This is a genomic window from Brevibacillus sp. M2.1A (genome assembly GCF_013284355.2).
GTDB lineage: Bacteria > Bacillota > Bacilli > Brevibacillales > Brevibacillaceae > Brevibacillus.
In genome coordinates, this window is record NZ_JABSUY020000001.1 from 3,174,017 (window position 1) to 3,198,715 (window position 24,699).

23 protein-coding genes and 1 other annotated feature are annotated in these 24,699 nt (G+C 47.2%); of the genes, 17 read left to right on the top strand and 6 right to left on the bottom strand.

The genetic code is table 11. The features are described from left to right. Positions 1 to 58 precede the first annotated feature (58 nt). From HP567_RS15705 to HP567_RS15775, 15 genes are all read left to right on the top strand, one after another. Positions 59 to 2,332, top strand: a complete 2,274-nt coding sequence (locus HP567_RS15705; protein ID WP_173609556.1) for a GGDEF domain-containing protein — start codon at positions 59 to 61, stop codon at positions 2,330 to 2,332. A gap of 67 nt (positions 2,333 to 2,399) precedes the next feature. Next, on the top strand, positions 2,400 to 2,828 hold the full coding sequence (locus HP567_RS15710) for a peptidylprolyl isomerase (RefSeq protein ID WP_173609555.1): 429 nt from the start codon (positions 2,400 to 2,402) through the stop codon (positions 2,826 to 2,828). A gap of 183 nt (positions 2,829 to 3,011) precedes the next feature. After that, entirely contained in the window at positions 3,012 to 3,680 is a 669-nt protein-coding gene (locus tag HP567_RS15715; RefSeq protein ID WP_173609554.1) for a site-2 protease family protein, read from the top strand. 19 nt (positions 3,681 to 3,699) lie between these two features. Next, on the top strand, positions 3,700 to 4,464 hold the full coding sequence (locus HP567_RS15720; protein WP_173609553.1) for a segregation/condensation protein A: 765 nt from the start codon (positions 3,700 to 3,702) through the stop codon (positions 4,462 to 4,464). Beyond that, positions 4,454 to 5,038, top strand: a complete 585-nt coding sequence (scpB, locus tag HP567_RS15725; RefSeq protein WP_016739982.1) for an SMC-Scp complex subunit ScpB — start codon at positions 4,454 to 4,456, stop codon at positions 5,036 to 5,038. Before HP567_RS15720 ends, scpB begins: the two co-directional genes overlap by 11 nt. A gap of 144 nt (positions 5,039 to 5,182) precedes the next feature. After that, positions 5,183 to 6,352 (top strand): D-alanyl-D-alanine carboxypeptidase family protein, encoded by a 1,170-nt coding sequence (locus HP567_RS15730; protein WP_173609552.1) that lies wholly within the window; start codon positions 5,183 to 5,185, stop codon positions 6,350 to 6,352. Beyond that, positions 6,345 to 6,935 (top strand): nucleoside recognition domain-containing protein, encoded by a 591-nt coding sequence (locus HP567_RS15735; protein WP_173609551.1) that lies wholly within the window; start codon positions 6,345 to 6,347, stop codon positions 6,933 to 6,935. Before HP567_RS15730 ends, HP567_RS15735 begins: the two co-directional genes overlap by 8 nt. Before the next feature lie 11 nt (positions 6,936 to 6,946). Continuing rightward, positions 6,947 to 7,480 (top strand): spore maturation protein, encoded by a 534-nt coding sequence (locus HP567_RS15740; RefSeq protein ID WP_007724050.1) that lies wholly within the window; start codon positions 6,947 to 6,949, stop codon positions 7,478 to 7,480. A gap of 114 nt (positions 7,481 to 7,594) precedes the next feature. Further along, positions 7,595 to 8,344: a pseudouridine synthase gene (locus HP567_RS15745; RefSeq protein ID WP_173609550.1), complete on the top strand. Its 750-nt coding sequence runs from the start codon at positions 7,595 to 7,597 to the stop codon at positions 8,342 to 8,344. Between the two features lie 108 nt (positions 8,345 to 8,452). Continuing rightward, positions 8,453 to 8,977 (top strand): thiol-disulfide oxidoreductase ResA, encoded by a 525-nt coding sequence (resA, locus tag HP567_RS15750; protein ID WP_173609549.1) that lies wholly within the window; start codon positions 8,453 to 8,455, stop codon positions 8,975 to 8,977. A 13-nt stretch (positions 8,978 to 8,990) separates the two neighbouring features. Then, entirely contained in the window at positions 8,991 to 10,625 is a 1,635-nt protein-coding gene (gene resB / locus HP567_RS15755) for a cytochrome c biogenesis protein ResB (RefSeq protein ID WP_173609834.1), read from the top strand. Between the two features lie 24 nt (positions 10,626 to 10,649). Beyond that, positions 10,650 to 11,879 (top strand): c-type cytochrome biogenesis protein CcsB, encoded by a 1,230-nt coding sequence (gene ccsB / locus HP567_RS15760; RefSeq protein WP_173609548.1) that lies wholly within the window; start codon positions 10,650 to 10,652, stop codon positions 11,877 to 11,879. Positions 11,880 to 11,967: 88 nt separating this feature from the next. After that, entirely contained in the window at positions 11,968 to 12,684 is a 717-nt protein-coding gene (locus HP567_RS15765; protein ID WP_012686105.1) for a response regulator transcription factor, read from the top strand. 1 nt (position 12,685) lies between these two features. Continuing rightward, a complete protein-coding gene (locus HP567_RS15770) occupies positions 12,686 to 14,470 on the top strand; it encodes an ATP-binding protein (RefSeq protein WP_173609547.1) in 1,785 nt (594 codons plus the stop codon). A gap of 15 nt (positions 14,471 to 14,485) precedes the next feature. Next, on the top strand, positions 14,486 to 15,616 hold the full coding sequence (locus tag HP567_RS15775; RefSeq protein ID WP_173609546.1) for an HAD family hydrolase: 1,131 nt from the start codon (positions 14,486 to 14,488) through the stop codon (positions 15,614 to 15,616). Positions 15,617 to 15,657: 41 nt separating this feature from the next. Here the strand turns inward: HP567_RS15775 and HP567_RS15780 are convergent, their stop codons facing one another. The 6 genes from HP567_RS15780 to HP567_RS15805 all read right to left on the bottom strand — a co-directional run bounded on the left by HP567_RS15780 (position 15,658) and on the right by HP567_RS15805 (position 21,990). Beyond that, positions 15,658 to 15,933 (bottom strand): hypothetical protein, encoded by a 276-nt coding sequence (locus HP567_RS15780; RefSeq protein ID WP_229088043.1) that lies wholly within the window; start codon positions 15,931 to 15,933, stop codon positions 15,658 to 15,660. 13 nt (positions 15,934 to 15,946) lie between these two features. Then, complete coding sequence (locus HP567_RS15785) at positions 15,947 to 17,230, bottom strand: SLC13 family permease (RefSeq protein WP_173609544.1); 1,284 nt, start codon at positions 17,228 to 17,230, stop codon at positions 15,947 to 15,949. A gap of 119 nt (positions 17,231 to 17,349) precedes the next feature. After that, entirely contained in the window at positions 17,350 to 18,933 is a 1,584-nt protein-coding gene (serA, locus tag HP567_RS15790; protein ID WP_173609543.1) for a phosphoglycerate dehydrogenase, read from the bottom strand. After that, positions 18,926 to 20,080, bottom strand: coding sequence for a pyridoxal-phosphate-dependent aminotransferase family protein (locus HP567_RS15795; protein WP_173609542.1), 1,155 nt, complete (start codon positions 20,078 to 20,080; stop codon positions 18,926 to 18,928). The genes serA and HP567_RS15795 overlap by 8 nt, the downstream gene beginning before the upstream one ends. Positions 20,081 to 20,150: 70 nt before the next feature. After that, positions 20,151 to 20,399, bottom strand: a binding site (T-box leader). 369 nt (positions 20,400 to 20,768) lie between these two features. Then, a complete protein-coding gene (locus HP567_RS15800; RefSeq protein ID WP_047068940.1) occupies positions 20,769 to 20,975 on the bottom strand; it encodes a ferredoxin in 207 nt (68 codons plus the stop codon). Between the two features lie 103 nt (positions 20,976 to 21,078). After that, on the bottom strand, positions 21,079 to 21,990 hold the full coding sequence (locus HP567_RS15805; protein WP_173609541.1) for a hypothetical protein: 912 nt from the start codon (positions 21,988 to 21,990) through the stop codon (positions 21,079 to 21,081). An 80-nt stretch (positions 21,991 to 22,070) separates the two neighbouring features. Between HP567_RS15805 and HP567_RS15810 the strand changes: the two genes are divergently transcribed. Together HP567_RS15810 and HP567_RS15815 are read left to right on the top strand one after the other, a co-directional pair. After that, on the top strand, positions 22,071 to 23,186 hold the full coding sequence (locus HP567_RS15810) for a helix-turn-helix domain-containing protein (RefSeq protein ID WP_173609540.1): 1,116 nt from the start codon (positions 22,071 to 22,073) through the stop codon (positions 23,184 to 23,186). After that, positions 23,183 to 24,694, top strand: a complete 1,512-nt coding sequence (locus HP567_RS15815; RefSeq protein WP_173609539.1) for a RecQ family ATP-dependent DNA helicase — start codon at positions 23,183 to 23,185, stop codon at positions 24,692 to 24,694. The genes HP567_RS15810 and HP567_RS15815 overlap by 4 nt, the downstream gene beginning before the upstream one ends. Positions 24,695 to 24,699 lie beyond the last annotated feature (5 nt).

The window sequence follows — 24,699 nt, forward strand, 5'->3', positions numbered from 1 at the left end:
TTCATGATTGCTTAATGTTTTCTCGGCATAATGAAAGGGTGAGGGGGAGCGATTCATCATGTTGTCGACTCTTATGAAGCGGTTTCGACGAATACCCTATATTTCATTGGACAAACGCCAATGGATGAAGGCGATGATTCGGCAAGAAGTGGAGAGAGAGAAGAAAGTCGTCATGTTTTATATAGATATCGTCAAGCTGACAGAGGTAGAGCATCGTTATGGTGATACGAGCGCCAAGAGAGTTCTTCATATATTCGAAAGCATTTTGCCAGCTGTCGCTCGTCAAGCATTTGAAATCAAAGGGAAAATCATCGCGATTCAAAAGCTGTGGGGCGATGATTTTGCCATCTACACTTCCTTTTCGAAAATGATGAGTGAAGAAGACTGTCAAATGCTATCCATTCATTTTCAGGAGCTAGCTGAACGACAGTTAAATCGACAAGTGAGCTTCGTTAATCGCGAGGAGCTTCGTGTCCATATCGGCTTTTCGGAAATCATCGGGGAAGATATCGTGAAAGAGATGTATACCTCTGTTAAACATGCTGTACATATGGCCAAGTATGGGATTACCTCCGAAAAGTATGCACACATTAGACAATTTCACAAGCTGCTTGCAGAGGAAAACGTTCAGATGCACTTCATGCCGATCATTCATTTGCCAAATGGCGAAGCACTGGGGTGGGAGGCACTGGCGCGCGGACCGGTCAACAGTCTTTTTGCAACTCCCGCAGCCTTGTTCAATTATGCACAAGAGACGGATACGGTGTTTCGTTTGGAGCATATATGTCGCAAGCGGGCATTGGAGCATATACGCTACCTGAAGCCTCATGAAAAACTATTCATTAATTTGGACCCACGGGCGATTGACGATCCGTTTCTGTTGCGTGGCAAAGTGCAGATGCTTTTGGCAGAGTATGAGTTGACGCCGCAAAACATTGTTTTTGAAATTACAGAGCGTCATGCGATTACGAATTACGCTGTCTTTCGAAAAATCATTGAGGAGTATCGCAAGCAAGGATATATGATCGCCGTAGATGATGCGGGAGCAGGGTATTCCAGCTTGGAATCGATTACAGAAATCTACCCGGACTTTATTAAGCTCGACATGTCCTTAATTCGTAACATCGATGTCGATCCGATTAAGCAGGCGTTGTTGGAGACGTTTGTATCTTTTGCTGACAAAGTGAACTGCAAAATCATAGCAGAAGGGATCGAGACAGAGCGTGAGCTGGAAACGCTCATGGAAGTCGGTGTCATCTACGGACAGGGTTACTATTTAGGCAAGCCGGACAAAGGAATGGCGCAGCTATGTGGAAAGGCGATGAACTTTCTGCGTTTTACGATGGAAAAGCGGATTGAGCAAGAAGCAGCGCCAATACTGCCCACTCCCGCTATGACGGAAATCTTGGCGAAGACGATCAGTGTTGAAAAGCACGTGAAAGTAAGACGCATCCATGAGATTTTCGAGCAAAATCAGCGAATTGAAAGCGTGGTTGTGCTGGAGAACGGCATACCGGTAGGACTTGTCATGAGGTTTTCTCTGTATCAGATCCTCGGTGGTCAATACGGAATTGCACTGTACTATGAAAGACCCGTTTCTCAAATCATGAATACCAACCCGCTCAAAGCTACCAAAGACGACAAGCTGGATGAGGTGGCGAAGCGGGCGATGGCCAGAGATGCTTATCATTTGTATGATGTGGTCATTATTATTGATGAGAAAGGGGAGTACATCGGTATCGTTACTGTGCAGAGGCTGTTGGACAAAATGGCTTCCATTAAACTCGAGATGGCGAGCTCAGCCAATCCACTGACAGGATTGCCGGGAAATGTGCAGATTGAAAGAGAATTGAACCAACGGCTAAAACGGTATGATCATCAGGTGGTCATCTACTGTGATCTCGACCGTTTCAAATGGTTTAATGACCGCTATGGGTTTGAAGTGGGTGATCAGATCATTGTTCGAACCGCGAATTTGTTGCGGGAAGCCTCGAAATGGTACGGAAGCGGGACTGACTTCATCGGTCATATTGGCGGAGATGATTTTATTCTGATTACGACGGCGCAGTGTGCGAATGATGTAGTTTTGTTTATCATGGATGCTTTTACGCCATACTTTTCGGACATTTATGAAAAGCGCAGAATGGGGGACGGTCAGGAGCTCTCGATGTCGATGGCAGGTGTCGTCCTTTACGCAGGGAAGTACACTAGTGCGGAACAAGTTGCAGAGAAGGCTGCGTACGTGAAAATGGTGGCAAAAGCGAAGGCGGGGACTGTTTTTATTACCGACTGTGAGTTGCCTGGCGAAGAGCAGATCCGCATCGAGGGATAAATTGGACGTCAATCGATCTCCATGGTAGAATGGGTACGTTAACTTTACAAGGTATGGAGGTCAACATATGAAAAAGGCGCTCATCACCATGGAAAATGGTAACCAAATCGAGCTGGAGCTGTTCGATCAAGAAGCTCCTGGCACAGTTGCAAACTTTGAGAAATTGGCTAACGAAGGCTTCTACAACGGTCTGTCCTTCCACCGCGTTATCCCTGGCTTCGTAGCACAAGGCGGATGCCCTTACGGAACAGGAACAGGCGGTCCTGGTTACACCATCAAATGTGAAACAAAAGGAAACCCACATAAGCATCTCCGCGGTTACCTGTCCATGGCACACGCAGGAAAAGACACAGGCGGAAGCCAATTCTTCATCTGCTACGATTCTTTCCCTCACCTCGATGGCGTACATACCGTATTTGGTCGCGTCACTTCCGGTTTGGAACACGTTGATGCAATCAAACAAGGCGATAAAATGGGTACAGTAAAAGTAGGATAATAGAAGTTGAATGAACACCGATGAGGGAATCCTTGTCGGTGTTTTTTCGTCAGGCTACATGCTGGGTCAAGCTGGATTGGGGTTGTAAGCCTATCTATCTGCTGGTATGCTAGAAGATAGACGATTTTTATCAGGGGTTGTTCAAAAAGATGACTTTTTGAACGCGCATGATTGGAGGAAGCAATGGATCTTTTTCACTTTGATTGGAAAACGGTACCGTTTCGCTTAATTGCGTTCGTTATCGCTTTCACTTTGCATGAATGGGCGCATGCCTTTGTCGCTTGGAAGCTGGGTGACAATACGGCGAAATCGGAGGGCCGCTTAACTTTAAATCCAATCCCGCATATTGATCCGTTCGGCTTGATTCTCATTTTGTTTGGTCCATTTGGTTGGGCGAGACCAGTGCCGATTAATCCTCTGCATTTCCGTGGGAACAAGCGATTAGGGATTGTTTACGTTTCATTTGCAGGTCCACTCATTAACCTGATACTCGCGGTATTGTTTTACATGGTGTATTTCGTGGTAATTAATTCCGGAGTACTAGTAGGAATGCATGAAAAAGTGGCTTACGCAATTGATATGACACTACGATTTTCTGTTTGGATCAATACAGCTCTTTTCATTTTCAACCTGTTGCCGATTCCGCCATTGGACGGTTACAAAATACTGCGATTTTTGTCTCCGCGAAGTTGGGATGGAAAGTTTTACAATTATGAAGTCTACGGGCCGTGGATTCTCCTATTACTCATCTTTATTCCGGGGGTCAGCACAATCATTTTTGGTATTCCCCATGGGATTGCCCTGGAATTGGTTCAACGAATTGGAAGTAGTATCTTAAGCGTGTTCATCTAACGGAAACGAGGGACGACTTTTGGCTTACAGCATCAAACTTGATTCCTTTGAGGGACCACTCGATCTGTTGCTCCATCTGATCGACAAGGCTGAGGTGGACATCTACGACATACCGATAGCGGAAATTACGGAGCAATACCTCGCGACGATTGACAAGATGCAAGAGCTCCAACTGGATGTGGCCAGTGAGTTCGTAGTGATGGCGGCTACGCTCCTCTCTATTAAAAGCAAGATGCTGTTACCCAAAAAGGAGGAGCATGTCTTTCAGCAGTTCCTCGATATGGATGTAGACGAGATAGACCCGCGTGAAGAACTGGTTGCGCGTCTGTTGGAGTACAAGCGCTATAAGATGCTTGCCGAGAACCTGCGAGAAATGGAAATCGGTCGTAATCAAGTCTTTACACGTCCCGCAGAGAATTTGTCTCCTTATGTGCGTGAAGAGGATCATACAGTATCAAATGTGACCCTCTACGATTTGATCAACGCGCTGGAAAAGCTGGTAAAGAAAACGAAAGAAAAAGAACCGATGACCAAGGTATCGCGCGACGAAATCTCCATCAAGGATCGAATGACAGAGATACGCCAAGCGGTACGCAGCGGTGGGATGGTTCGTTTTTCTGAGTTGTTTACGCAAGGGGCGACGCGTACAGAGATTGTGACGACCTTTCTCGCCTTGCTTGAGCTTATGAAGGCTAAGCACATTACGTGTGTACAAAATCAATTGTTTCAAGACATCATCATATGTGAAAACGGAACGGAAGGAGCCCACACTGATGGACTATGACAAGCTGAAAGGCGTAATCGAGGGCTTGCTGTTCATCTCGGGTGATGAAGGAATCGATGCCAAAGAAATCAGTGAAATCACTGAGGTGTCGGAAGAAGAGGTCATCGACTTGATCGAAGACATGAAAGCTGACTTCCGCCGGGCAGGACGCGGTATTCAAATCGTGGAAGTGGCAAAAGCGTATCAGCTGACCACTCTGCCCGAGCATGTGCCCTATTTTGAACGGTTAGCAACATCACCAGGTCAGTCAACGCTATCCCAAGCAGCGTTGGAGACACTCGCCATTGTTGCGTACAAGCAGCCCCTGACCCGTTCGGAGATTGAAGAGATCCGTGGCGTTAAATGCGAAAAAGCACTGAACACCCTCTTATCCAAGCAACTCATTCGTGAAGCGGGGAGAGCAGAGGGGATCGGACGCCCCATTTTGTACGCGACCACCAAAGAGTTTTTGGAGCATTTTGGTTTACGGGAACTGGGGGATTTGCCAGAACCGCCTGTCAATCTTGATATTGAAGAAGCGCGTCTTGAAGCATCAGCGCTATTCGGAAAAGCAGAAGAAGCGACAAACGACTAGTTACAGCCCGGACAGTTTTTCGTACTATCATACGACTCGTCCCCATATACTATGGTACAAACCTGTGTATCGTGGTATAACGACGGCTTTTCTCTTGCCTTATAGGCAAGGTTGAGTCCAAGTTTTCAAATGGGGAGGACGTTTATGAACATCCGAAAATATCTGTCCGGCGTACTCGTCGTTTTTCTTTTTATACAGATGGCTTTTACGCCGGCAGCGGTGGTAAAGGCTGCTGCAGCTCCACCTGGCTTGTCAGCTGAAGGTGCAGCACTAATCGATGTCGAGAGTGGACGGATTCTTTATTCCAAAAATGGTACGAAAAAAATGAGGATTGCGAGTCTGACCAAAACGATGACAGCAATCGTAGCAATCGAGATGGGCAAATTGGATGCACAGATAACGGTACCGCCACAAGCAGTAGGTGTAGAAGGCTCATCCATCTACTTGAAAAATGGAGAGAAGCTCACGCTGGAAGAACTGCTGTACGGTTTGATGCTGCGATCTGGCAATGACGCAGCCGTCACCATCGCTACCCACATCGGAGGATCAGTGCCCGGATTCACTTACTTAATGAATGAAAAGGCTGCAATGATTGGAATGGAGCATACGAATTTCACCAATCCGCATGGTTTAGATGACAGTAACCAGCATTACTCCACTCCGGAAGATATGGCAAAGCTGTCCGCCTATGCCTTACATAATCCGGTGTTTCGTCAAATCGTCTCAACGAAAGTCAAGGATATTTCGTGGGAAGGCGAACAATGGGACCGGCGCTTACTGAACAAAAACAAGATGCTTCACCTTTACAACGGTGCTGATGGTGTGAAAACGGGATACACCAAACTCGCGAAGCGCTGCCTAGCTTCCTCTGCCACAAGGAACGGAAGACAGCTGGCGACAATTACTCTGAATGCTTCTGATGACTGGAACGACTCCGCCAAGCTGATGGACTGGGGCTTCGCAAATTATCCGCTACAAGAGCTGGTCAAGAAAGGGCAGGAGGTAAAGCCTGACACGCCAGTCACACTTGAAGCAGGAACTCATCTTGTCACCACAAACACATTTCAATATCCACTGCAAACGACAGAAACAGAAGCGATTCACAAGCGTGTCGTTATGGGAGAATCAACGGTGACATCGAAAATGAATGGTCAACTGGCAGGATTTCTTCAGCTCTATTTAAAGGAAAAGATGATTGGGCAGGTTCCGTTGCTAGTTCGTGTGGATGCGCCGACTTCTGCAGCCCCGCAAGCTTCACGCTCAATGTGGCAGCAGTTTTGGGGAATAGTGTCAGGGGGGCTGTGGAGTGCTTAATGTCATCTGGCTCGGGCTCATTGTCATTAGCATTGTCGTTGCGGCCGTGACGGGGCGGATGGAAGCGATCAACGCAGCAGCGTTTGAGGGAGCCAAGACGGGAGTAACGGTTTGTCTCGGACTTCTCAGTGTTCTCGCCTTTTGGATGGGAATGATGCGGATTGCTGAAAAGTCAGGACTCCTTGAGCTATTGGCTCGGGCATTGTCACCGATCATTCAAGTCCTTTTTCCCGATGTTCCAAAAGGGCATCCTGCTATGGGGTATATCCTCTCAAATATGAGTGCAAACCTGCTCGGGCTTGGTAATGCAGCAACGCCGATGGGGCTGAAAGCGATGGAAGAACTCCAAAAGCTGAATCCAGACAAGCAAAACGCTTCGGCTGCCATGTGTACACTGCTGGCGATCAATACGGCGAGCATAACGATTATTCCTACAACCATGATCGCAATCCGCATGCAGTATGGCTCCGTGAATCCCGTAGAAATCGTAGGGACTACGCTGTTATCTTCCTTTGCCGCCACGATTGTCGCGCTGTTGATTGATCGCATGTACCGTTATCGACATATACGAAGACACAGATAGGGGGAGTCCTTATGTACCAATGGGTATCCCTGCTCTCTCTTTGGGCCATTCCCGTTACGATTGCCTTTGTCTTGTTGTATGGGTGGCGGAAACAAGTCCCCGTCTACGAGACGTTTGTAGATGGAGCTAAAGGCGGCTTAACCACTACCATTCGCATACTCCCGCACCTAATTGCCATGATGGTCGCAGTGAGTATGTTTCGGGAATCAGGAGCGTTGGATCTACTGCTTCGCGCGCTCAAGCCGCTGCTTGACCTGCTGCATTTTCCGGAAGAACTGGTCCCGTTGGCGTTGCTTCGTCCGTTGACGGGAACAGGCTCGCTTGCGATTGCAACAGATCTGATCGCACAGTACGGTCCCGATTCTTTTTTGGGCAGACTGGCCGCTACTATGCAAGGGAGTACAGATACGACTCTGTATGTCCTAACCGTTTATTTTGGCGCAGTTGGTATTCGCAATTCTGCTTATGCACTAAAAGTAGGCTTGTGGTCAGACCTGGCAGGTGTCATATTTTCGCTGCTCATTGTCTCCTACATTTTCGCTTAAAAGAGCTCAAATAGAGTAGGCTTTGAAAACTTCCTCATGGATATGGGGAAGTTTTTCCCTTTTTCTTGTCCACACTAGTAAGAATGGGTATGATGTTGTAGAGGTGAACCAACGATGGAACGTTTACAGAAAGTATTGGCGCATGCTGGAGTCGCCTCTCGTCGCCATTGTGAAGAATTGATTGCGCAAGGCAAGGTGCAGGTAAATGGCCAAGTCGTACGAGAGCAGGGAATAAAAGTCGATCCGCTCAAGGACAAAATTGTGGTGAATGGACAGCCGGTTAAGCTGGAGCAACATGTCTATCTCTTGTTGTACAAGCCTACTGGTGTCATTACGAGCGTCACAGACCCGCGCGGCAGACGGGTAGTGATCGATCTGTTGAAGGGAATTAAAGAACGGGTATATCCAGTAGGTCGCTTGGATTATGATACTTCCGGCTTGCTGCTCTTGACGAACGACGGGGAGCTCGCCAACAGGCTGGCACATCCAAGCTATGAAATCGATAAAGTGTATCGGGCATGGGTAAAGGGAATCCCCAGTCAGGAAAAAGTGCGCAAGCTAGCAACCGGCATTCGTTTGGAAGACGGCATGACTTCTCCCGGTCAGTCTAAATTGCTAAAGACAGAGTCTAGCAGTCAAAGAGCATTGGTAGAACTGACCATACATGAAGGACGAAATCGCCAAGTGCGCAGAATGTGTGAGGCGATCGGTCATCCGGTGTTGACATTGGAGCGAATCCGTTTAGGATTTCTTACATTAGATGGACTGAAGCCTGGCGAATTTCGCAAGCTCACTCATGAGGAAGTGGAGAGCTTGAAGCGGGGCTTGGTTCAAAAGAAAAGGAGCCCGCGCGCGAAACATTGATTCGTTCAAAATCTGTTCATAAGTTGTGCGCTGTCGGAAAAACTAGGAACGCTATAATAGAATGGGAAAAGGATGCAATTTATTAGCAGTAGATGGGAGTAAGGCCTCATGAACAAAAGCAATCGTACATATGTCAGGATCGCGGTATTGGGTGTTTTGCTTGTGGCGCTGGTCTTTGCACTCTATTCCAGCTTTGTGAAGGACCCCGGTGCTGTGAAAGTAGGTAGCGATGCTCCGAATTTTAGTTTGGAACAATTGAATGGACCAGAGCTGGCTCTGGAAAGTTTGAAAGGAAAAGGCGTTATCCTCAATTTCTGGGGCACATGGTGTGAACCCTGTAAGGAAGAAATGCCGGCATTGCAAAAGCAATATACGAAGTTTAAAGATAAGGGATTGGTTGTAATTGGCGTCAATATCGGAGAATCGCCAGTTGCCGTAGAACCATTCGTAAAGCAGTTCGAGATTGACTTCCCTATTTTGCTTGATCGCCAATCGGAAATTACAAAGCTGTATCGAATTGGTCCGATTCCGACGACCTTTTTCATCGACCCAGATGGAGAAGTGCAGGAAGTATTTATCGGGCAATTGGATGAAGCCATGATTGAGTCAAAAGTAACAAAAATCTTGCCGTAAGTGAGGAGCAATGATGGATCAGCGAAAATGCGAATGCGGTCATACCAACCCGGTTGGGACGCTGCTCTGTGAGTCTTGCGGGAAGCCTTTGAATGTGGAAGTCCACGAGCAGACTTCGTTTCCTGACATGCGTTATGAAGGAATGGCAAGACGTTCTCAAACGAATAACACGAAGGTAATCGACCGAGTCTGGAACTTTTTTTCTTCGGTCAAAATTGCAATCGGTATCATTATTGTCATTTTGGTGGCGTCCGCAGTCGGAACCATCTTTCCGCAGCAAATGTACATACCAGTACCCGTACCGACAGAAGCAGATGTTGCCCGCTTTTATACGGAAACATATGGTACGCTTGGAACGATTTTTTACGGCCTTGGATTTCACAATATGTACTCGTCCTGGTGGTTTGTGACGCTTCTGGTTATGCTCGGTACATCTTTGGTTATCTGTAGTCTGGACCGCGTAGTACCGCTGTATAAAGCGTTAAAGAAGCCGAGATTGAACCAGCACAAGTCCTTCTTGAAAGGGCAAAAGCTGTTTGCAGAGGGTGAGCTTGCTCCAGACGCCAATCAGGAAGCAATACTGGACGCCTCCGCTCTGGCATTAAAAGAAAAAGGATACCGCATTTTCCGCACGGAGCGAGCGATTATGGCTGAAAAAGGCCGTTTTAGCCGTTGGGGTCCTTACATTAATCACATTGGATTGATTTTGTTTTTGGTCGGTACCTTAATGCGAAGCCTGCCTGGCTTTTACTTGGACGAGTACGTCTGGGTGCGTGAGGGACAAACAATGGCGATTCCGAATACCCCTTACTACATAAAAAACGAGAACTACACGACAGAGTATTGGTCGGAAGAAGAAATGCCGGAGCAACTGGAGCTTAAGGGCGGAGCCATCGTGAAGAGCTACCAGACAGATGCCATTTTGTATGAAAATAAAAGCGCTGACGTTCCAGGAAAAAAGCCGGATTTGGTAGAAGTACAGAAGGGGCCGATCGTCGTGAATCATCCGATGGAGCAGGACAGCCTCTACATTTATCAGAGCGGCGTGCAAGAGATGCAGCTTGGAGCGCTCAATTTTACAGTGGTCGATTTGAAAAACAATAAAAAAGAAATCGGCCTTATCAAAATTGATCTGTACAATCCACAGCCCGAGCAAACCATTGCGGATGGGTTCACGGTACGGATTTTGGATTACTTCCCCGATTTTATAATGGGAAAAGACGGGAAGCCTGCGACGAAAACCAATTTACCTAAAAATCCGATGGTCGCATTAGAACTCATTGGAGACAATGGCAAGTACAACGAAAAATTGGTATATCTTGAAGGAACCATTCTTACACAGAAAAATGATCCTCGTTACGGCCTCGACATCAAAATGCCTGATTTAATCGATATTGCAGGGCTGAATGTACGGGTGGACAAAGCATTGCCACTGATTTATTTCGGTTCATTCATTTTCCTTGCGGGCGTTGCAATCGGTGTGTTCTGGCAGCATCGCCGGGTTTGGGTACAGACACAAGAGGGAAGTATCTTGGTAGCGGCCCATACGAATAAAAACTGGTTCGGTCTTCGCAGGGAAGTAGACGGGCTGGTTAAACAAGCGGAGCTCCCTGTCACGATAGAAGATAAAACGAAGGCCAAGGCCTAAAGCTTCAAAGGGGGTACTAACAACGTGCAGCTCATTCAACTGAGTGACTGGTTATTGGATATCGCGTTTCTGCTCTACGTGATCTCGTCTATCGTCTTCGCTGTAGCCGTGACGGGTAAAAACTGGGCAGGGCGTGATCCCAAGCAACATGAAAATCGCTATGGACGGATTGCGTATTGGTTAGCCGTTGTCGGTTTTGTGGCGCAAACAGGGTATGTGGTTGCTCGCTGGATTGCCGGCGGCCATAGCCCGACGAGTAACATGTTTGAGTTTATGGCATTCTTGGATTACTGTATTATTCTGGCCTACTTAATTATTTACCGGATTTACAAGCTGACCTCGATTGGGGCGTTCGTTCTTCCGCTTGGGGTAATCATGCTCGCGTACTCGTACGTGTTCCCGAAGGAAATCACCCCACTGATTCCGTCTTTGCAGAGCTACTGGCTGCACATTCACGTGACAACTGCAGCCCTGGGTGAAGGGATTTTGGCGGTTGGTTTTGCAGCGGGTCTCATGTATTTGATCCGTACCGTTCCGCAGCATATTTCCACGAAAAGTACGAAATGGTTGGAGATTGTGCTGGCTGTGGTCCTGATGCTCGTTGGATTCATTTTAATGGATTCTACCTTTGCTCGTATGGATCAAAAGACGGTATTCGAGATGAAGAAAGAAGAAATGAATGCAGCGGGACAAAAGGTAAAACCGAAAGTGGAGTACATCCTGCCTGCAATTGTTGCACCGGCTGATTCAACCATCATCAAGGAAGGGCCAATGTCACCACTCTTTGAGGCACCTACCTGGATGGAAGGAAAAGACGCTGCACGGAAATTGAATACGATGCTGTGGTCAATCCTTACAGGGGTAATTCTGTATGGCGGATTGCGTTTGATTTTCCGAAAACGATTAGGGGCTGCTATCAAGCCTTCGGTTGAAAGCGTCGATCCTGAGCTTCTGGATGAGATCAGTTATCGAGCAATCAGTATCGGATATCCAGTGTTTACTCTCGGAGCCCTTATCTTTGCGATGATTTGGGCAGAAGAGGCGTGGGGACGATTCTGGGGGTGGGACCCGAAGGAAGTATGGGCATTAGTTGTCTGGCTTTTCTACAGTGCCTACTTGCACTTGCGTCTATCGAGAGGCTGGATCGGTGCAAAATCAGCATGGATGTCCGTCATCGGGTTTGTCATTATTTTGATTACACTGGTCGTGGTCAATTTGGTCATTGCTGGTTTGCACTCTTACGCTGGGGTGTAGAATTTCCTCAAAAAGCTGGTTATACCACCAGCTTTTTGGACTATCTTCTAACGGTTTTACGATATTATGAGAGCAAGAGGTGTTCCAGATGGAAAAAATGGCACGTATACTCGTGGTGGATGATGAAGAACGCATTCGCAGACTACTGAAAATGTACTTGGAAAGAGAAAACTTCCTGATTGATGAAGCAGATAACGGAGAGCAAGCAGTCGAAATGGCTGTGGGAAGTGACTATGATATCATTTTGCTCGACTTGATGCTGCCAGGAATGGACGGGATCGAGGTATGCCAGCGTGTTCGTGAATTCAAGGCAACCCCTATTATTATGCTGACGGCAAAAGGGGAAGAAACGAACCGCGTTCACGGGTTTGAGGCAGGGGTAGACGATTATGTTGTGAAACCGTTCAGCCCGCGTGAAGTCATGTACCGGGTAAAAGCGATTCTTCGCCGTTCTTCCGCGACAGCTTATTTGAAGACAGAGACATTCAACAGTCATTCCGTCCTTGTTTTCCCGGAACTGACCATTGACCACGATGCACACAAGGTCATTGCAAGTGGCCAAGAGGTGAGCCTGACTCCAAAAGAGTATGAGCTTTTGCACTACTTGGCATTGTCGCCGGATAAAGTCTTCACGCGTGAAGAGCTGCTGAAAGATGTGTGGCACTACGAGTTCTTTGGCGATTTGCGTACGGTGGATACGCATATCAAGCGTCTCCGCGAAAAATTGAACCGTGTTTCTCCACAAGCAGCCAATATGATCGCCACGGTTTGGGGCGTCGGATACAAGCTAGAGGTGCCAAAGTAAAGTGGACGTTATTTTTCGCAGTGTAGTCGGAAAGCTATGGATGACCATTATTGCCTTATTTGCTCTTGTCTTGACGATCTTCAGTTTGTTGCTCGTTCAATCCTTTGACAGCTTTTATAGCAATCGGCAGTCCAAGAATTTGCACGATTTGGCAGACGGGATCGCAGTCGGTTTGGCGCAGAGTCCAGATATGACTGCCGCTATGGAGATGGCCTCCAGGTTTGGTTTGGTCCATCATACGGGCATGGTCATTCTCGATGAAAAAGGCAAGCAAGTCGGTATGAGCGAGGGGGCTGGGCTCCCTCGTATTCCGGTTGAGCGATTGCTCCAAAATCCTGCATTGCGTTTGTCTGATGCGCTGGCGGGCAAGCATCCTGCACCCAAAACGATCTATATTGATGTGAATAATTCGGCCGATCATACAAATAACAAGCATGAACTTCTCGCCGTCGCTGTTCCTTTAGAAATGGCAGCAGGGAAAACGGGTGCAGTGGTCATGTATCAGGCGATTGAAGATTTTGATGATACGGTTAGGGAAGTCAGATTTTTAATTTTTGTGGTTGGCGTCATCGGATTTGTTTCTACCACTGTATTCGCCTTTTTCCTTTCATCGCGTATTGCGACTCCATTACGTCAGATGAAAGAAACGGCGCATCGCATTGCGGAAGGGGACTTTCATGCTGAAATCCCGATCAGGACCCAAGACGAGACTGGTGAACTTGCGGCTTCGTTTAACACGATGGCAAGCAAGCTCAATCAGTTAGTCGATGCACTGTCCAAAGAGAAGGAGCAGCTGGCGAGCGTTCTTAGAAGCATGGTAGATGGTGTTGTGATGATAGATGCGAACGGTAAGCTGGCTGTAACGAATCCGCCAGCGGAACGTTTTTTGCGAGATTGGGATTTCGAGCATTCGGATGAGCCTGTTCCGCTGTTCCCGTTCTATCAGCAGGTTTTGCAAACCGGACAGGAAGTGACAGAAGATATCCCTGTTCAAGGACGCATATGGTCGGTTGTCATGGTACCTTTGAATGATCGGGATCAAATCCGAGGTGCTGTCGCAGTTCTTCGAGACATCACGCAGGAGCGTAAACTGGATAAGATGCGCAATGATTTCGTGGCGAACGTATCCCATGAGCTGCGAACACCTCTATCCATGTTGCAAGGGTACAGTGAAGCGATTGTGGATGATATTGTGGCAACACCGGAAGAGCATAAAGAATTGGCCCAGATCATCTATGACGAGTCAGCGCGTATGACCAAGCTGGTGAATGAATTGCTCAGTTTGGCACGGATGGAAGCGGGGCATGTTGAGTTGTTCCAGGAGACGATGGAACTGCGTCCGTATTTGGAGCGCATTCAACGTAAATTCACCAATTTGGCGAGAGAACGCGAAATCCATCTCTTCCTTGAAATATCGACGACGCATACCCATGTATTCATTGATCCCGATCGCATGGAGCAAGTGCTAACGAACTTGATCGATAATGCGCTGCGACATACACCAAGTGGAGGAAGCGTCACCATTCGGGCTCGCGGGGATAAAACATTGCTGGTTGAGATAAGCGATACAGGCAGTGGCATCCCACAAGAAGATTTGCCGTTTGTTTTTGAACGATTTTATAAAGCTGACAAGGCTCGCACACGTGGACGACTAGGCGGAACTGGTCTTGGACTAGCCATTGCGAAAAACCTTGTCGAGGCACACGGGGGCACTATCAGTGTGCAAAGTAAGCTGGGTGAGGGAACGACATTTACAATCGCCTTGATGCTGCATAAAAACAAGTAGGAGTGTAGAGAGAAAATGATCAAAACGATCTTATTTGATGTTGATGGGGTTATGTTGAGTGAAGAGCGTTACTTTGATGCTTCTGCATTGACCGTATGGGAATTTTTGTACAGCCCGCAGTATGTAGGGCTTGCAGGCGAGGAATTCACACCTTCTCCGGAAGAAGCACAAATCAGACGAGTGCGCGAGCAAGTTTTCGCTCATGATGAAGTGCTGAACTTCATCAAGTCACGTGGAATCAACTCCAACTGGGACATGGTTTTCCTCGCGTTTTCCTATCAGTTGATTCGTTTGATTGAAGCGGTTAAAACGCAAGTTCCAGAAGCAACGAGCCTTCTTGTCGAACAAATTGATCGACCGCAATTGGCAAAAGTGAAAGAGTGGGCTGCCACTTATGCTCCTGATTTCCAAGTAGACTACGCAGCGTTCACCGCTGATTTTGCCAAAGGTTCTGCACAAAAAGCAGAAATGCTGCTCTACTTGAATCAAATTGCAAAAGAGCGTTGCGGTATTGCAACAGAAATGTTCTCACGCAATAGTGATCTATGGCAGTTGATTCAAAAGACGTTTCAAGAATGGTATCTCGGTGATGAGCGTGTGGCAGCATCGATTGGGCGTGAAACCATGCAGCCAGGTAAGAAAGGATTCTTGTCAGACGAGATTCCCATTGTACCACCTGCTGAAATGGTCGAGTTGTTCCGTACATTGAAAGAAAAAGGCTACACACTGGGAATTGGAACAGGGCGCCCTACCATCGAAACGCATGTTCCTCTCAGTGAGATGAACATACTGGAATGGTTCGACCCGAACCGCGTCGTAACTGCCTCTCACGTACTCGATGCGGAAGAAGCGTTTCCTAGCTTTGCGCCGATGTCCAAGCCACACCCTTATTCCTATATCAAAGGGTTGCTTGGACTCGATACACCGATTAGCGATGCTGTCCATTTTGCATTGCCAATCGAAAATGGGGATGAGGTGCTGATCGTCGGCGATTCACTCGCAGATTTTCTAGCGGCTCGCTCAATCGGTTGCAAGTTTGCAGCGACATTGACTGGACTGTCCGGTCAAGACGCTCGCAGCAAGTTTGAAGAGGAAAAAGCAGATTTTATTCTCGATGATGTCCGCGATATCCTTTCCATTCTGTAGATAAAAAAACTCCGCCGTATGTAGAAACGGCGGAGTTTCTTTTATTCCCAACTAATCGATTGCAGACATTTGAAGCGAAAGGCGTGGATCAAAAAGGATTCGATCATGTTGAGACGTACGATTACTTCGAAAGATCCATCCTCTCGTGAAAAAAACAGGACATCCGTGTAGTCTTTGTTCCCCTCAAAATAACGCCGTACCTCTTTGACACGACCTCGCATGGACTCGGATTTAACGACAATGTGGTAGGTAGCATCCTGTTGTGAAATTTGTTCCTTGATCTCAATTTCTTTTTCATTAAAGGTATAATGGAACATTAGGGGTTCCTCCTCACCAAATAAAATAGCGCAAGTAAACATAGACATGAGCAATCAAGATAGACAGGATCATTAACGGGAAGGCGACCTTCATAAAGCTGAAAAAACCGATATGATGTCCTTCCTTTGCAGCCAAGCCAGCAACAATCACATTGGCACTAGCTCCAATCAAAGTACCGTTCCCACCTAAACACGCTCCGAGTGCAAGACTCCACCAAAGCGGCTCTAAATTGGTGATCCCGAGGGCTCCCATTTCCTTGATCATTGGAATCATGGTGGCAACGAACGGGATATTGTCAACAAAGGCAGAGGCGATGGCGCTCAACCAGAGAATTAACAGGGAGGTCTTGAGTGAATCTCCACCGGTGAGATTCATTGCTTCCGTTGCGAGCTTTTTGATCACGCCTGTTTCCACTAAACCAGAGACGAGAACAAACAGACCGATGAAGAAGAAAATCGTATTCCACTCGACTTTGCTGATCGCGTCTTCTAAATAATGCTCTCCGGTAAGGAGGAGCAAAAGAAATGCTCCAGTTAAAGCGATCGTTGCCGACTCCAAATGAAGGGCACCATGAAGCATGAAACCAATAATGGTCAAACCCATCACCGTCAAAGACTTTTTCAATAAACGGCTGTCGGTAATCTCATCACGCTCATTTAACTGCATGATTTTTGCACTCAACTCAGGTGATGTTGCTAACTGCTTGCGGTAAATCAGGACCAAACAAACAACAGTTACAGCCATAATCACGATGATAACGGGGCTCAAATTCACGAGAAATTTCATAAAATCAAGCTCCGGTACTGAACTGCCAATCATGATATTCGGTGGGTCACCGATCAACGTAGCTGTTCCTCCGGCATTGGAGGCGATGATTTCACTGATTAAAAAAGGAATCGGATTAAGCTCGAGCTGGCGGGCGATGCTAAACGTCACAGGTACGATGAGAAGTACAGTAGTAACGTTGTCCAAAAAGGCGGAGGCAATGGCCGTGATCAAGCTCAGATAGACGAGGATGCGAATCGGTTTGCCTTTTGCGACCTTTGCCGCACGGATAGCCACATACTTGAATACGCCGGTCTGCGCCGTAATGGCAACCAAGATCATCATTCCGATAAGTAAGCCAAGCGTGTTAAAGTCGATATGGTGAATCGCTTGTTCCTGTGTAATGATCCCGAACAAGACCATGAGAATTCCGCCAGACATGGCGACGATGGTTCGATGTAACTTTTCGCTAATAATAAATGCATAGGTAACTAAAAAGATACCAATAGCGAATAATGCCTGATTCGTCATAAGAAGCTCCTTCCTTGGTGTGCAGAATTATCTTGTCCCATTATAGCTCTAACCAAAATCAGGGTAAAGAAAAAGACCCGGCATATGGCCAGGTCTATTCTCAGGTGAAAGGGATAACCTTACAGCTCGATTTGTGTAACGCTTTTCACTTCCGCCAGCTCGCCCATCGTATCGAGAAGCTCTGGCGTCAATGGTTTGTCGACAGAGAGCATCATGATCGCGTCTCCACCGATATCACGGCGTCCTACCTGCATCGTTGCGATGTTCACGCTGTTTTCACCCAAGATGGAGCCGACACGTCCGATCACACCTGGACGGTCATTGTGGTGAATGTAGAGCAGGTAGCCCTCAGGCGCTACGTCAATCGCAAAGTCGTCAATTTTCACAATACGCGCACCGTAACCATTAAGTCGCGTTCCAGCCACTGTGCGTGTCTCTTGCGTCGTTTTCAAGCTAACGGTCAGTAAGTTCGTAAAGCCTTTGTTTTGCGCTGCCTTTTGCTCCGTTACGGTGATGTCGCGCACTTTTGCGAGAATCGGGGCGTTCACATAGTTGACTTCCTCGCCTAGACGGAAGGATAGTACTCCTTTGAGGACTGTGCGAGTCAGCGGGGATGTGTCTACCTCTGTCAATTCACCGCTATATTTAATCGAAATCTCCGAAATGGAACCTACTGTCACTTGGGCAAGGAAATGGCCCAGCTTTTCACCCAACGTGAAGTACGGTTGGACTTTTTCCATCACATGTGCAGGGATCGAAGGCAAATTCACGGCGTTTTTGAATGGCTCGTCACGAAGAACCTTCAGGATTTCTTCCGATACGTCTACAGCCACGTTTTCCTGTGCTTCAATGGTCGAAGCTCCCAGATGTGGAGTCGTTACCACTTGTGGCAGACCTACAAGAGGGTTGTCTACAGGTGGTTCTTCTTCGAAAACGTCCAGAGCTGCCCCAGCAACTTTTCCTGCAGTTATCGCCTCGTAGAGAGCCTTCTCGTCAATGATTCCTCCGCGAGCGCAGTTGATCAAGCGAACGCCATCTTTCATTTTCGCGAATTCACGCGTGCTGATGATGTGGCGGGTTTCTTTCGTCAGCGGAGTATGGACGGTAATGAAATCTGCTTTGCGGCAAATTTCATCCACAGTTGCGTTGGTTACACCCATCTTTTCCGCACGTTCCTCGGTCATGAAAGGATCGAAGCCCATAACGGTCATGCCAAATGCTTTCGCACGCTTCGCAACCTCAGAACCGATACGCCCCATACCGATGACTCCCAATACTTTGTTATTCAACTCAACCCCTTGGAAGCTTTTGCGATCCCATGTACCGTCTACCAGCTTCTTGTGAGCTTGAGGGATGTTACGAGCGACAGCCATCAGCATAGCAAACGAATGCTCTGCAGTAGAGATGGTGTTGCCGTCTGGAGCGTTGATAACTGGAATACCTGCTTGGGTGGCAGCGTTGATATCAATATTATCGACACCGACACCCGCGCGACCGACTGCCTTCAGCTTTTTGCCGGCAGTGAGGACTTCTGCTGTTACTTGGGTTTGGCTGCGTACGAGGAGTGCATCGTAGTCGCCAATCACACTGATCAGTTCGGCAGGGGAGAGGTTTGTTTGACGAACAACTTCTACATCAGAAGCGTCCAAGAGCTGTTGAATTCCAAATTCGCTAAGTGGATCGGTAATGAGTACTTTATACATGTGCAATGAGCACCTCCTGAGCAGCTTTTACACCAGCACCCAGCTCAACTGGAGCACCGATTTGGTGAAGCGACAATTCGATGGCAGAGATAACTTGCAGAACATCCAATGGCTCGCAATAACCCATGTGCCCGATACGGAAGATCTTGCCTTTCAGGTGCTGCTGACCGCCAGCAATCGTAATGTTGAATTGCTGCGTTAACATTTTGCGGAGAGCTTCTGCATGAAAGACACCAGCAGGATCACAAGAAGTAACGGTCGTCGATGCGTACTGATCTTCGGCCATCAGTTTTATGTTTAATGCCCTCATCGCTGCACGAGTCATGTCTCTCATCAGTTCATGGCGCTTTACGATAGCTGGCAAGCCTTCTTCCTCCAACATATCCAATACCTCGGCGAGACCGAAAATGAGGGATACAGCAGGCGTATACGGAGTTGTTTGCTCTGCCAAGCTCTTACGGTATGCTTTTAAGTCCAAATAGAAGGCGAGCGATTTGTTTTGCTCAATCACTTGCCATGCACGTTCACTCGCAGCGAGGAAAGCAAGACCTGTTGGCAGCATGAAAGCTTTTTGCGAGCCAGTTACCACGATATCGACACCCCACGCGTCCATTTCGCATGGAACTGCACCGAGGTTGCTTACTGCATCCACAATGAAGAGGGCGTCCGAATGTGTGCGAATGGTTTTCGCCAAGTCAGCAATCGGATTTTCAACCCCAGTGGATGTTTCACAGTAGGTTGCGAAAACGGCTTTTACCTGTGGCTTTTTTTGCAAGAATGTTTCAACCAAATCAGGTGTAACAGCTTTGCCCCAAGGAACTTCCACGCGATGGGCGATGATACCGTAACGCTCGCAAATTTTTGCAAAGCGCTCACCAAATGCACCGCTGACGAGGACGGCAGCTTCATCGCCTGGTTGAAGCGTATTTACGACGCCCATCTCCAGTGCGCTCGTTCCGCTACCTGCCAAGATGTATACATCCTGCTTGGTGCCAAAGTAAGGCTTCAGTCTTTCAGCAGTACGGGCGAAAAGGGCAGAAAATTTGCCGCTGCGGTGTCCAATCATCGGTTGGCTCATCGCCGTTTGGACACGTGGTGGAATAGGGGTAGGGCCAGGGATTCTCAAGATCATTTTGTCTGCGAACATGGTTCTCTCCTCCTAAATATGTGCATATCAAAAAAACCTCCCGTTCTCACACTGCTCCTATTACAGAACAGTGAGGGACGAGAGGCTTTGCTTCGCGGTGCCACCCTCATTCGCTCCTTTTTTCTCAAAAAAGAGCCTTGGTAGGTACATGACCTAAAAGAGATAACGGATCTACCGTTTGCGTCTACTGGGAAGGTGAACCTTCCTTTCAACGCAGCAGCTCAGAAGTGCTTAACCGTGGGAGAAACCGCCGATTCGCAGCAACCATCGGCTCTCTGGGGATTTCTCGATCACAGCGTTTCTTCGTCAACGCCGTTGTTTTATAAGGTGTTTCGTAAGATTTGTACTTACAATATCACGTCAAAATAACACCGTCAAGAATAAAAACGAGAAAAAATGAACATTATTTATTTTAAATTGATTATCGTTCGTGAATAATACTCAGTTTAACGCTTGATACATATCAAAAACGACCAAAACACGAACATTAAGATATTGACATCACAAAAAATGGAAAAAACGCATTTTAATGTTCGGTTTTTGCTGTTGCTTTTATCTTACCGAAAAATCTCAAAAGAAAGAACGGGAAATTGCCGATCAATCGTTCAGCAAAGGAAAGGAGGGCATAATGAAAAACCTCTTACATACCGAAGTACGTAAGAGGTCTCTTCCATTAGTAGATGGAATACTATTCCACTTTAATAGAGTCGGTCGGGCATCCTTCAGCAGCATCACGAACATCGTCATGCAGGATATCCGGGATTTCAACACTGTTAGAGTTGTCATCCAACTTGTTGAACGCAAGGCCCTCATCGTCGTAATCAAAGACGTCAGGAGCCGTGGCGCCACAAGCACCGCAAGCAATACAAGTATCTTTATCTACCCATGTAGTCATCGTGGTTTCACCTCCCATACCGAAGTGGTACGTCCACTATCATAGACCATTGTATGCTCTTGGTGACAAGATTTCAAGATTGAATCAGTCTAAAAATGTACGACTACTTATAAAGAGGGATTTCAGGTGCCTTCAGCACGGAGTAGAGCTGTGTATTCAAGCGTTTAAAATCTCCCGCAGATACTGCATCTGTCGCGTTCAAAATCTTCACGGCAGCGGCTAAATCCTTGATTCCTAGTGCCTGAACTTCATTAGATGCGATGAGCAAATCAAGTCTTGCAGTCAGGTCCTCCGGATTATAGCTGCTCCATTGAGTGCTTGCTGACATAGCAACAGCTGCAAGATAGGTGCGGTAATGGAACGGATATTGCTTCCACTGTGCGGTGTTAACGGTTCCAGGTAATTGCTTCGGCATAGCTTGCTTCACCACATAAGCCGATTCCCATGACGCGATGGAGTGATAAACCATTTCCTGTGCAGTTAGCCAGTTATTTTGGAAAAGTGTCAGGCTAGCTCCAATGGAAGCAGGCGTAGCCTTATTTTGATCGGAACGAATCTGCTCCATACTATCCAAATACGCCCGTACACTGTTTGTAAAGGTGGCATGAGCTTGTCTCAGCATGGGTGACGTCGGCAAGGGAACGTTTTTCTCCAGCTCTTTCCTCGTCTGGTCAGCTATTTTACTGAGCTGCTTCAAGCCTTCGGTCCGTTCACTTTCGTTCATTTGATTCCATTTATCCATCGTATCAAAATGTGCTTGCTTCAATTCAAGCAGCGGTGCATAAACGGCATAATAAAATCGGATAAAGTCCTGTTCGTTGTACAGCTTTTGCTCACGCAGCAGTTTTTCTTTTTCGGCTTCCTTTTTCTCAGCTTCGAGTACGGCGGCTTGTTCCGACTCCAGTTGTGTCTTCATATAATGGGCCCCGAAAAAAAATCCACCAACCGTGCATGCAAGTGTTATGATGATCATGTACGCCATCATAAATTCAGTTCTTTTCAATCGTTTTGTCATACTATCCTCCAAATACAATGATGCAGTTTACTTCGCTTACTTTGAGCTTTGAAAAATATAGAATGATGTAAGGAGTACCAATGAACAGTCGGAACAGTGCGGCAGAGGAGCAGGACCTTCTATGTGCGGTCGCCTTGAATGCCATGTTACCTCTGGCCAATGAACGAACGCTGCAATCAGCCTACTACATACTGCGTGGCAGAAAAGCCAATCAGACACTGCAAGATGTGCATTTGTATACCCTTTATCCGTATTATCGGATGTTTTCTCGTTTTCCAAGAGAGGATTGGGAGAAAATAGTTTCAACTTTATTTCAGGCGGGCTGGATTTTACCTGTTAATGCAGTTGGAACGAACGGGAAGCCGACCTTTACCTTTTCTGATAGTGGATTGCAGCATGCCAAACACACGTACCAAAAATATCGGTTTGATGTGTGGTTCGCACCTTTCACCCAATCCGACTTGGCGGAGCGAATCGAACCGTTTTGGAGCAGACTTCATCTTATGGTGCAGACGATCTCGCAAATGCATCATGGTGATCTCGGCTTCATTCCGGTCGTTTCGGACAAGACGGCACAGCGTTGGGTAAAAAACCAATTGGCTGATGGGGCAATGCGAAATACTTGGAAACAGCAATTGTCTGACGAGTTATATCGATTGTGGGAGCCTCTGGATGAAGGTGTGCAGGAGCTTTTATTTTGCCAACTGTCAGGAGCAGGACAAGTTGGCAAGACCATGGGACAAGTAGCAGAGATTCGCCAAACGAGTCGCAGCTATCTCATGCTGCAATTTCGATACGGACTGGCCGCGTCAATTCAGACGCTGCTTGCAGAGAGCAATCATTATCCTCTTTTATCAAAACTTGTTACAGAGTCGCACAAGCTTGATGCTCGCCTGACCGAAAGTGCTGCTCGAACGTACGCACTGCTTCAGACTGGCTGTGACAAAACAGAAATAGCGAAAAGACGACAAATGAAAGAAAGCACAATAGAAGATCATTTGGTAGAGATTGCCCTGCGCTGTCCGGAATGGGATATGACAACGTATTTGCCGAATGAGCTGGCAAAAAAGATCGTGGAGACCAGTGAGCGACTCGATACAAGCAGACTCCGGCTCATCAAGGATCAATTGGAGGCAACAGTATCGTATTTGCAGATCCGATTGGCACTGGCACGAGCGACAAGGGGGGCAAAATGAATAAACAGTTCATGTACGACAGATTAAAGCTGCATTTTGGATACGACTCATTCCGCCCCGGTCAGGAGTCTATTATTGAACGTCTACTGCATGGACGAAGTGTTCTCGGGCTGTTAGCAACAGGTGGCGGGAAATCAGTGACGTATCAGCTGCCAGCAATGCTTTTGCCGGGTCTGACCGTCGTTGTTTCCCCGTTGATCTCCTTGATGGTTGATCAGGTGCAGCAGCTCCGAGCGCGAAAAAAAATTCCGGCTACTTATTTGAACAGCATGCAGGATCAGACAGAGTCCCGCGAAATCTTAAAAGGGCTCTCGGAAGGTGCTTACAAGCTGTTGTATATTTCTCCAGAAAAGCTTCAACAGACCTATGTTCAACAAGTGTTAAAGCGGGCGAGGGTGTCTCTGATCGCGATTGATGAAGCGCATTGTATCTCGCAATGGGGACATGATTTTCGTACAGATTACCTGCGATTGCCTGAAGTCGTGAAACAATTGGGAGCACCTCCTGTTCTGGCTGTGACAGCGACTGCGACGGAATCTGTTCGTGAGGAGATTTGCAACTTATTTTCCATTGAAAAGGAAGATGTTGTGTTGCAGTCCCTTAATCGGGCGAATATCGCTTATGATCTGGTTGAAGTTGTGGAGGAAACAGACAGGCGCTCCTATGTATTTGATCAGATGAATCGTCTGCAGGGTCCAGGAATCGTTTACTGCAGCACGCGACAAGCGGTAGATGTGTTGGCTGCCTCTTATCAACTCGATGGAAAAAAACGCGTACACGGTTACCACGGGGGCATGAATAGCATGGAGAGAATGCTGATCCAGTCCCAATTCCTCGCAGGAGAGCTCGATGTTATTATTGCAACCAATGCATTTGGTATGGGAATCGACAAGCCAGATATTCGCTACGTCATCCATTATCAAATGCCAGCCAGTTTGGAGGCATACGCACAAGAAATCGGGCGGATCGGCCGTGATGGCAAGCCTGGTTATGCGCTGCTTTTATTTTCGTGGGACGATTGGCAGATTCACCAACACATGCTGGAGAAGGAGTACCCGACACAAGTGCAAGTTCAAAAATACGAGCAGTTGTGCAATACCGGAGTACCCTTGACGAATGAGGCCTTGGCGATGATGGACATATCCGAAGAAATGGGCGCACTCCTTTGCTTTTATTCGGAAAGAGTGCTGGCCTCATGCGAAGCTGCCGCTGCGGGAGAGTCGTATCCAAAGACTCAAATGATTTGGCAGGAAACGGAAAAAAGGAAAAGCTTTAAGCAAAAAAAGCTGGCAGAAATGGTGTCTTTCGTTAGAGGAGAAAACTGTTTGCGTGCGAGCATCAATACGTATTTCAAAGAAAATGATCATCAGTTTGATCTGTACTGCTGTAAGAAATGCGGCTTAAATACGGAAGCGTATTTCCAAACGAATGACCATGCAATCACAAAGAATGAACAAATCAAATGGAATTTGCGGCAGGCGTTAGATACTCTTTTGCCGAACAAATAAAGGAG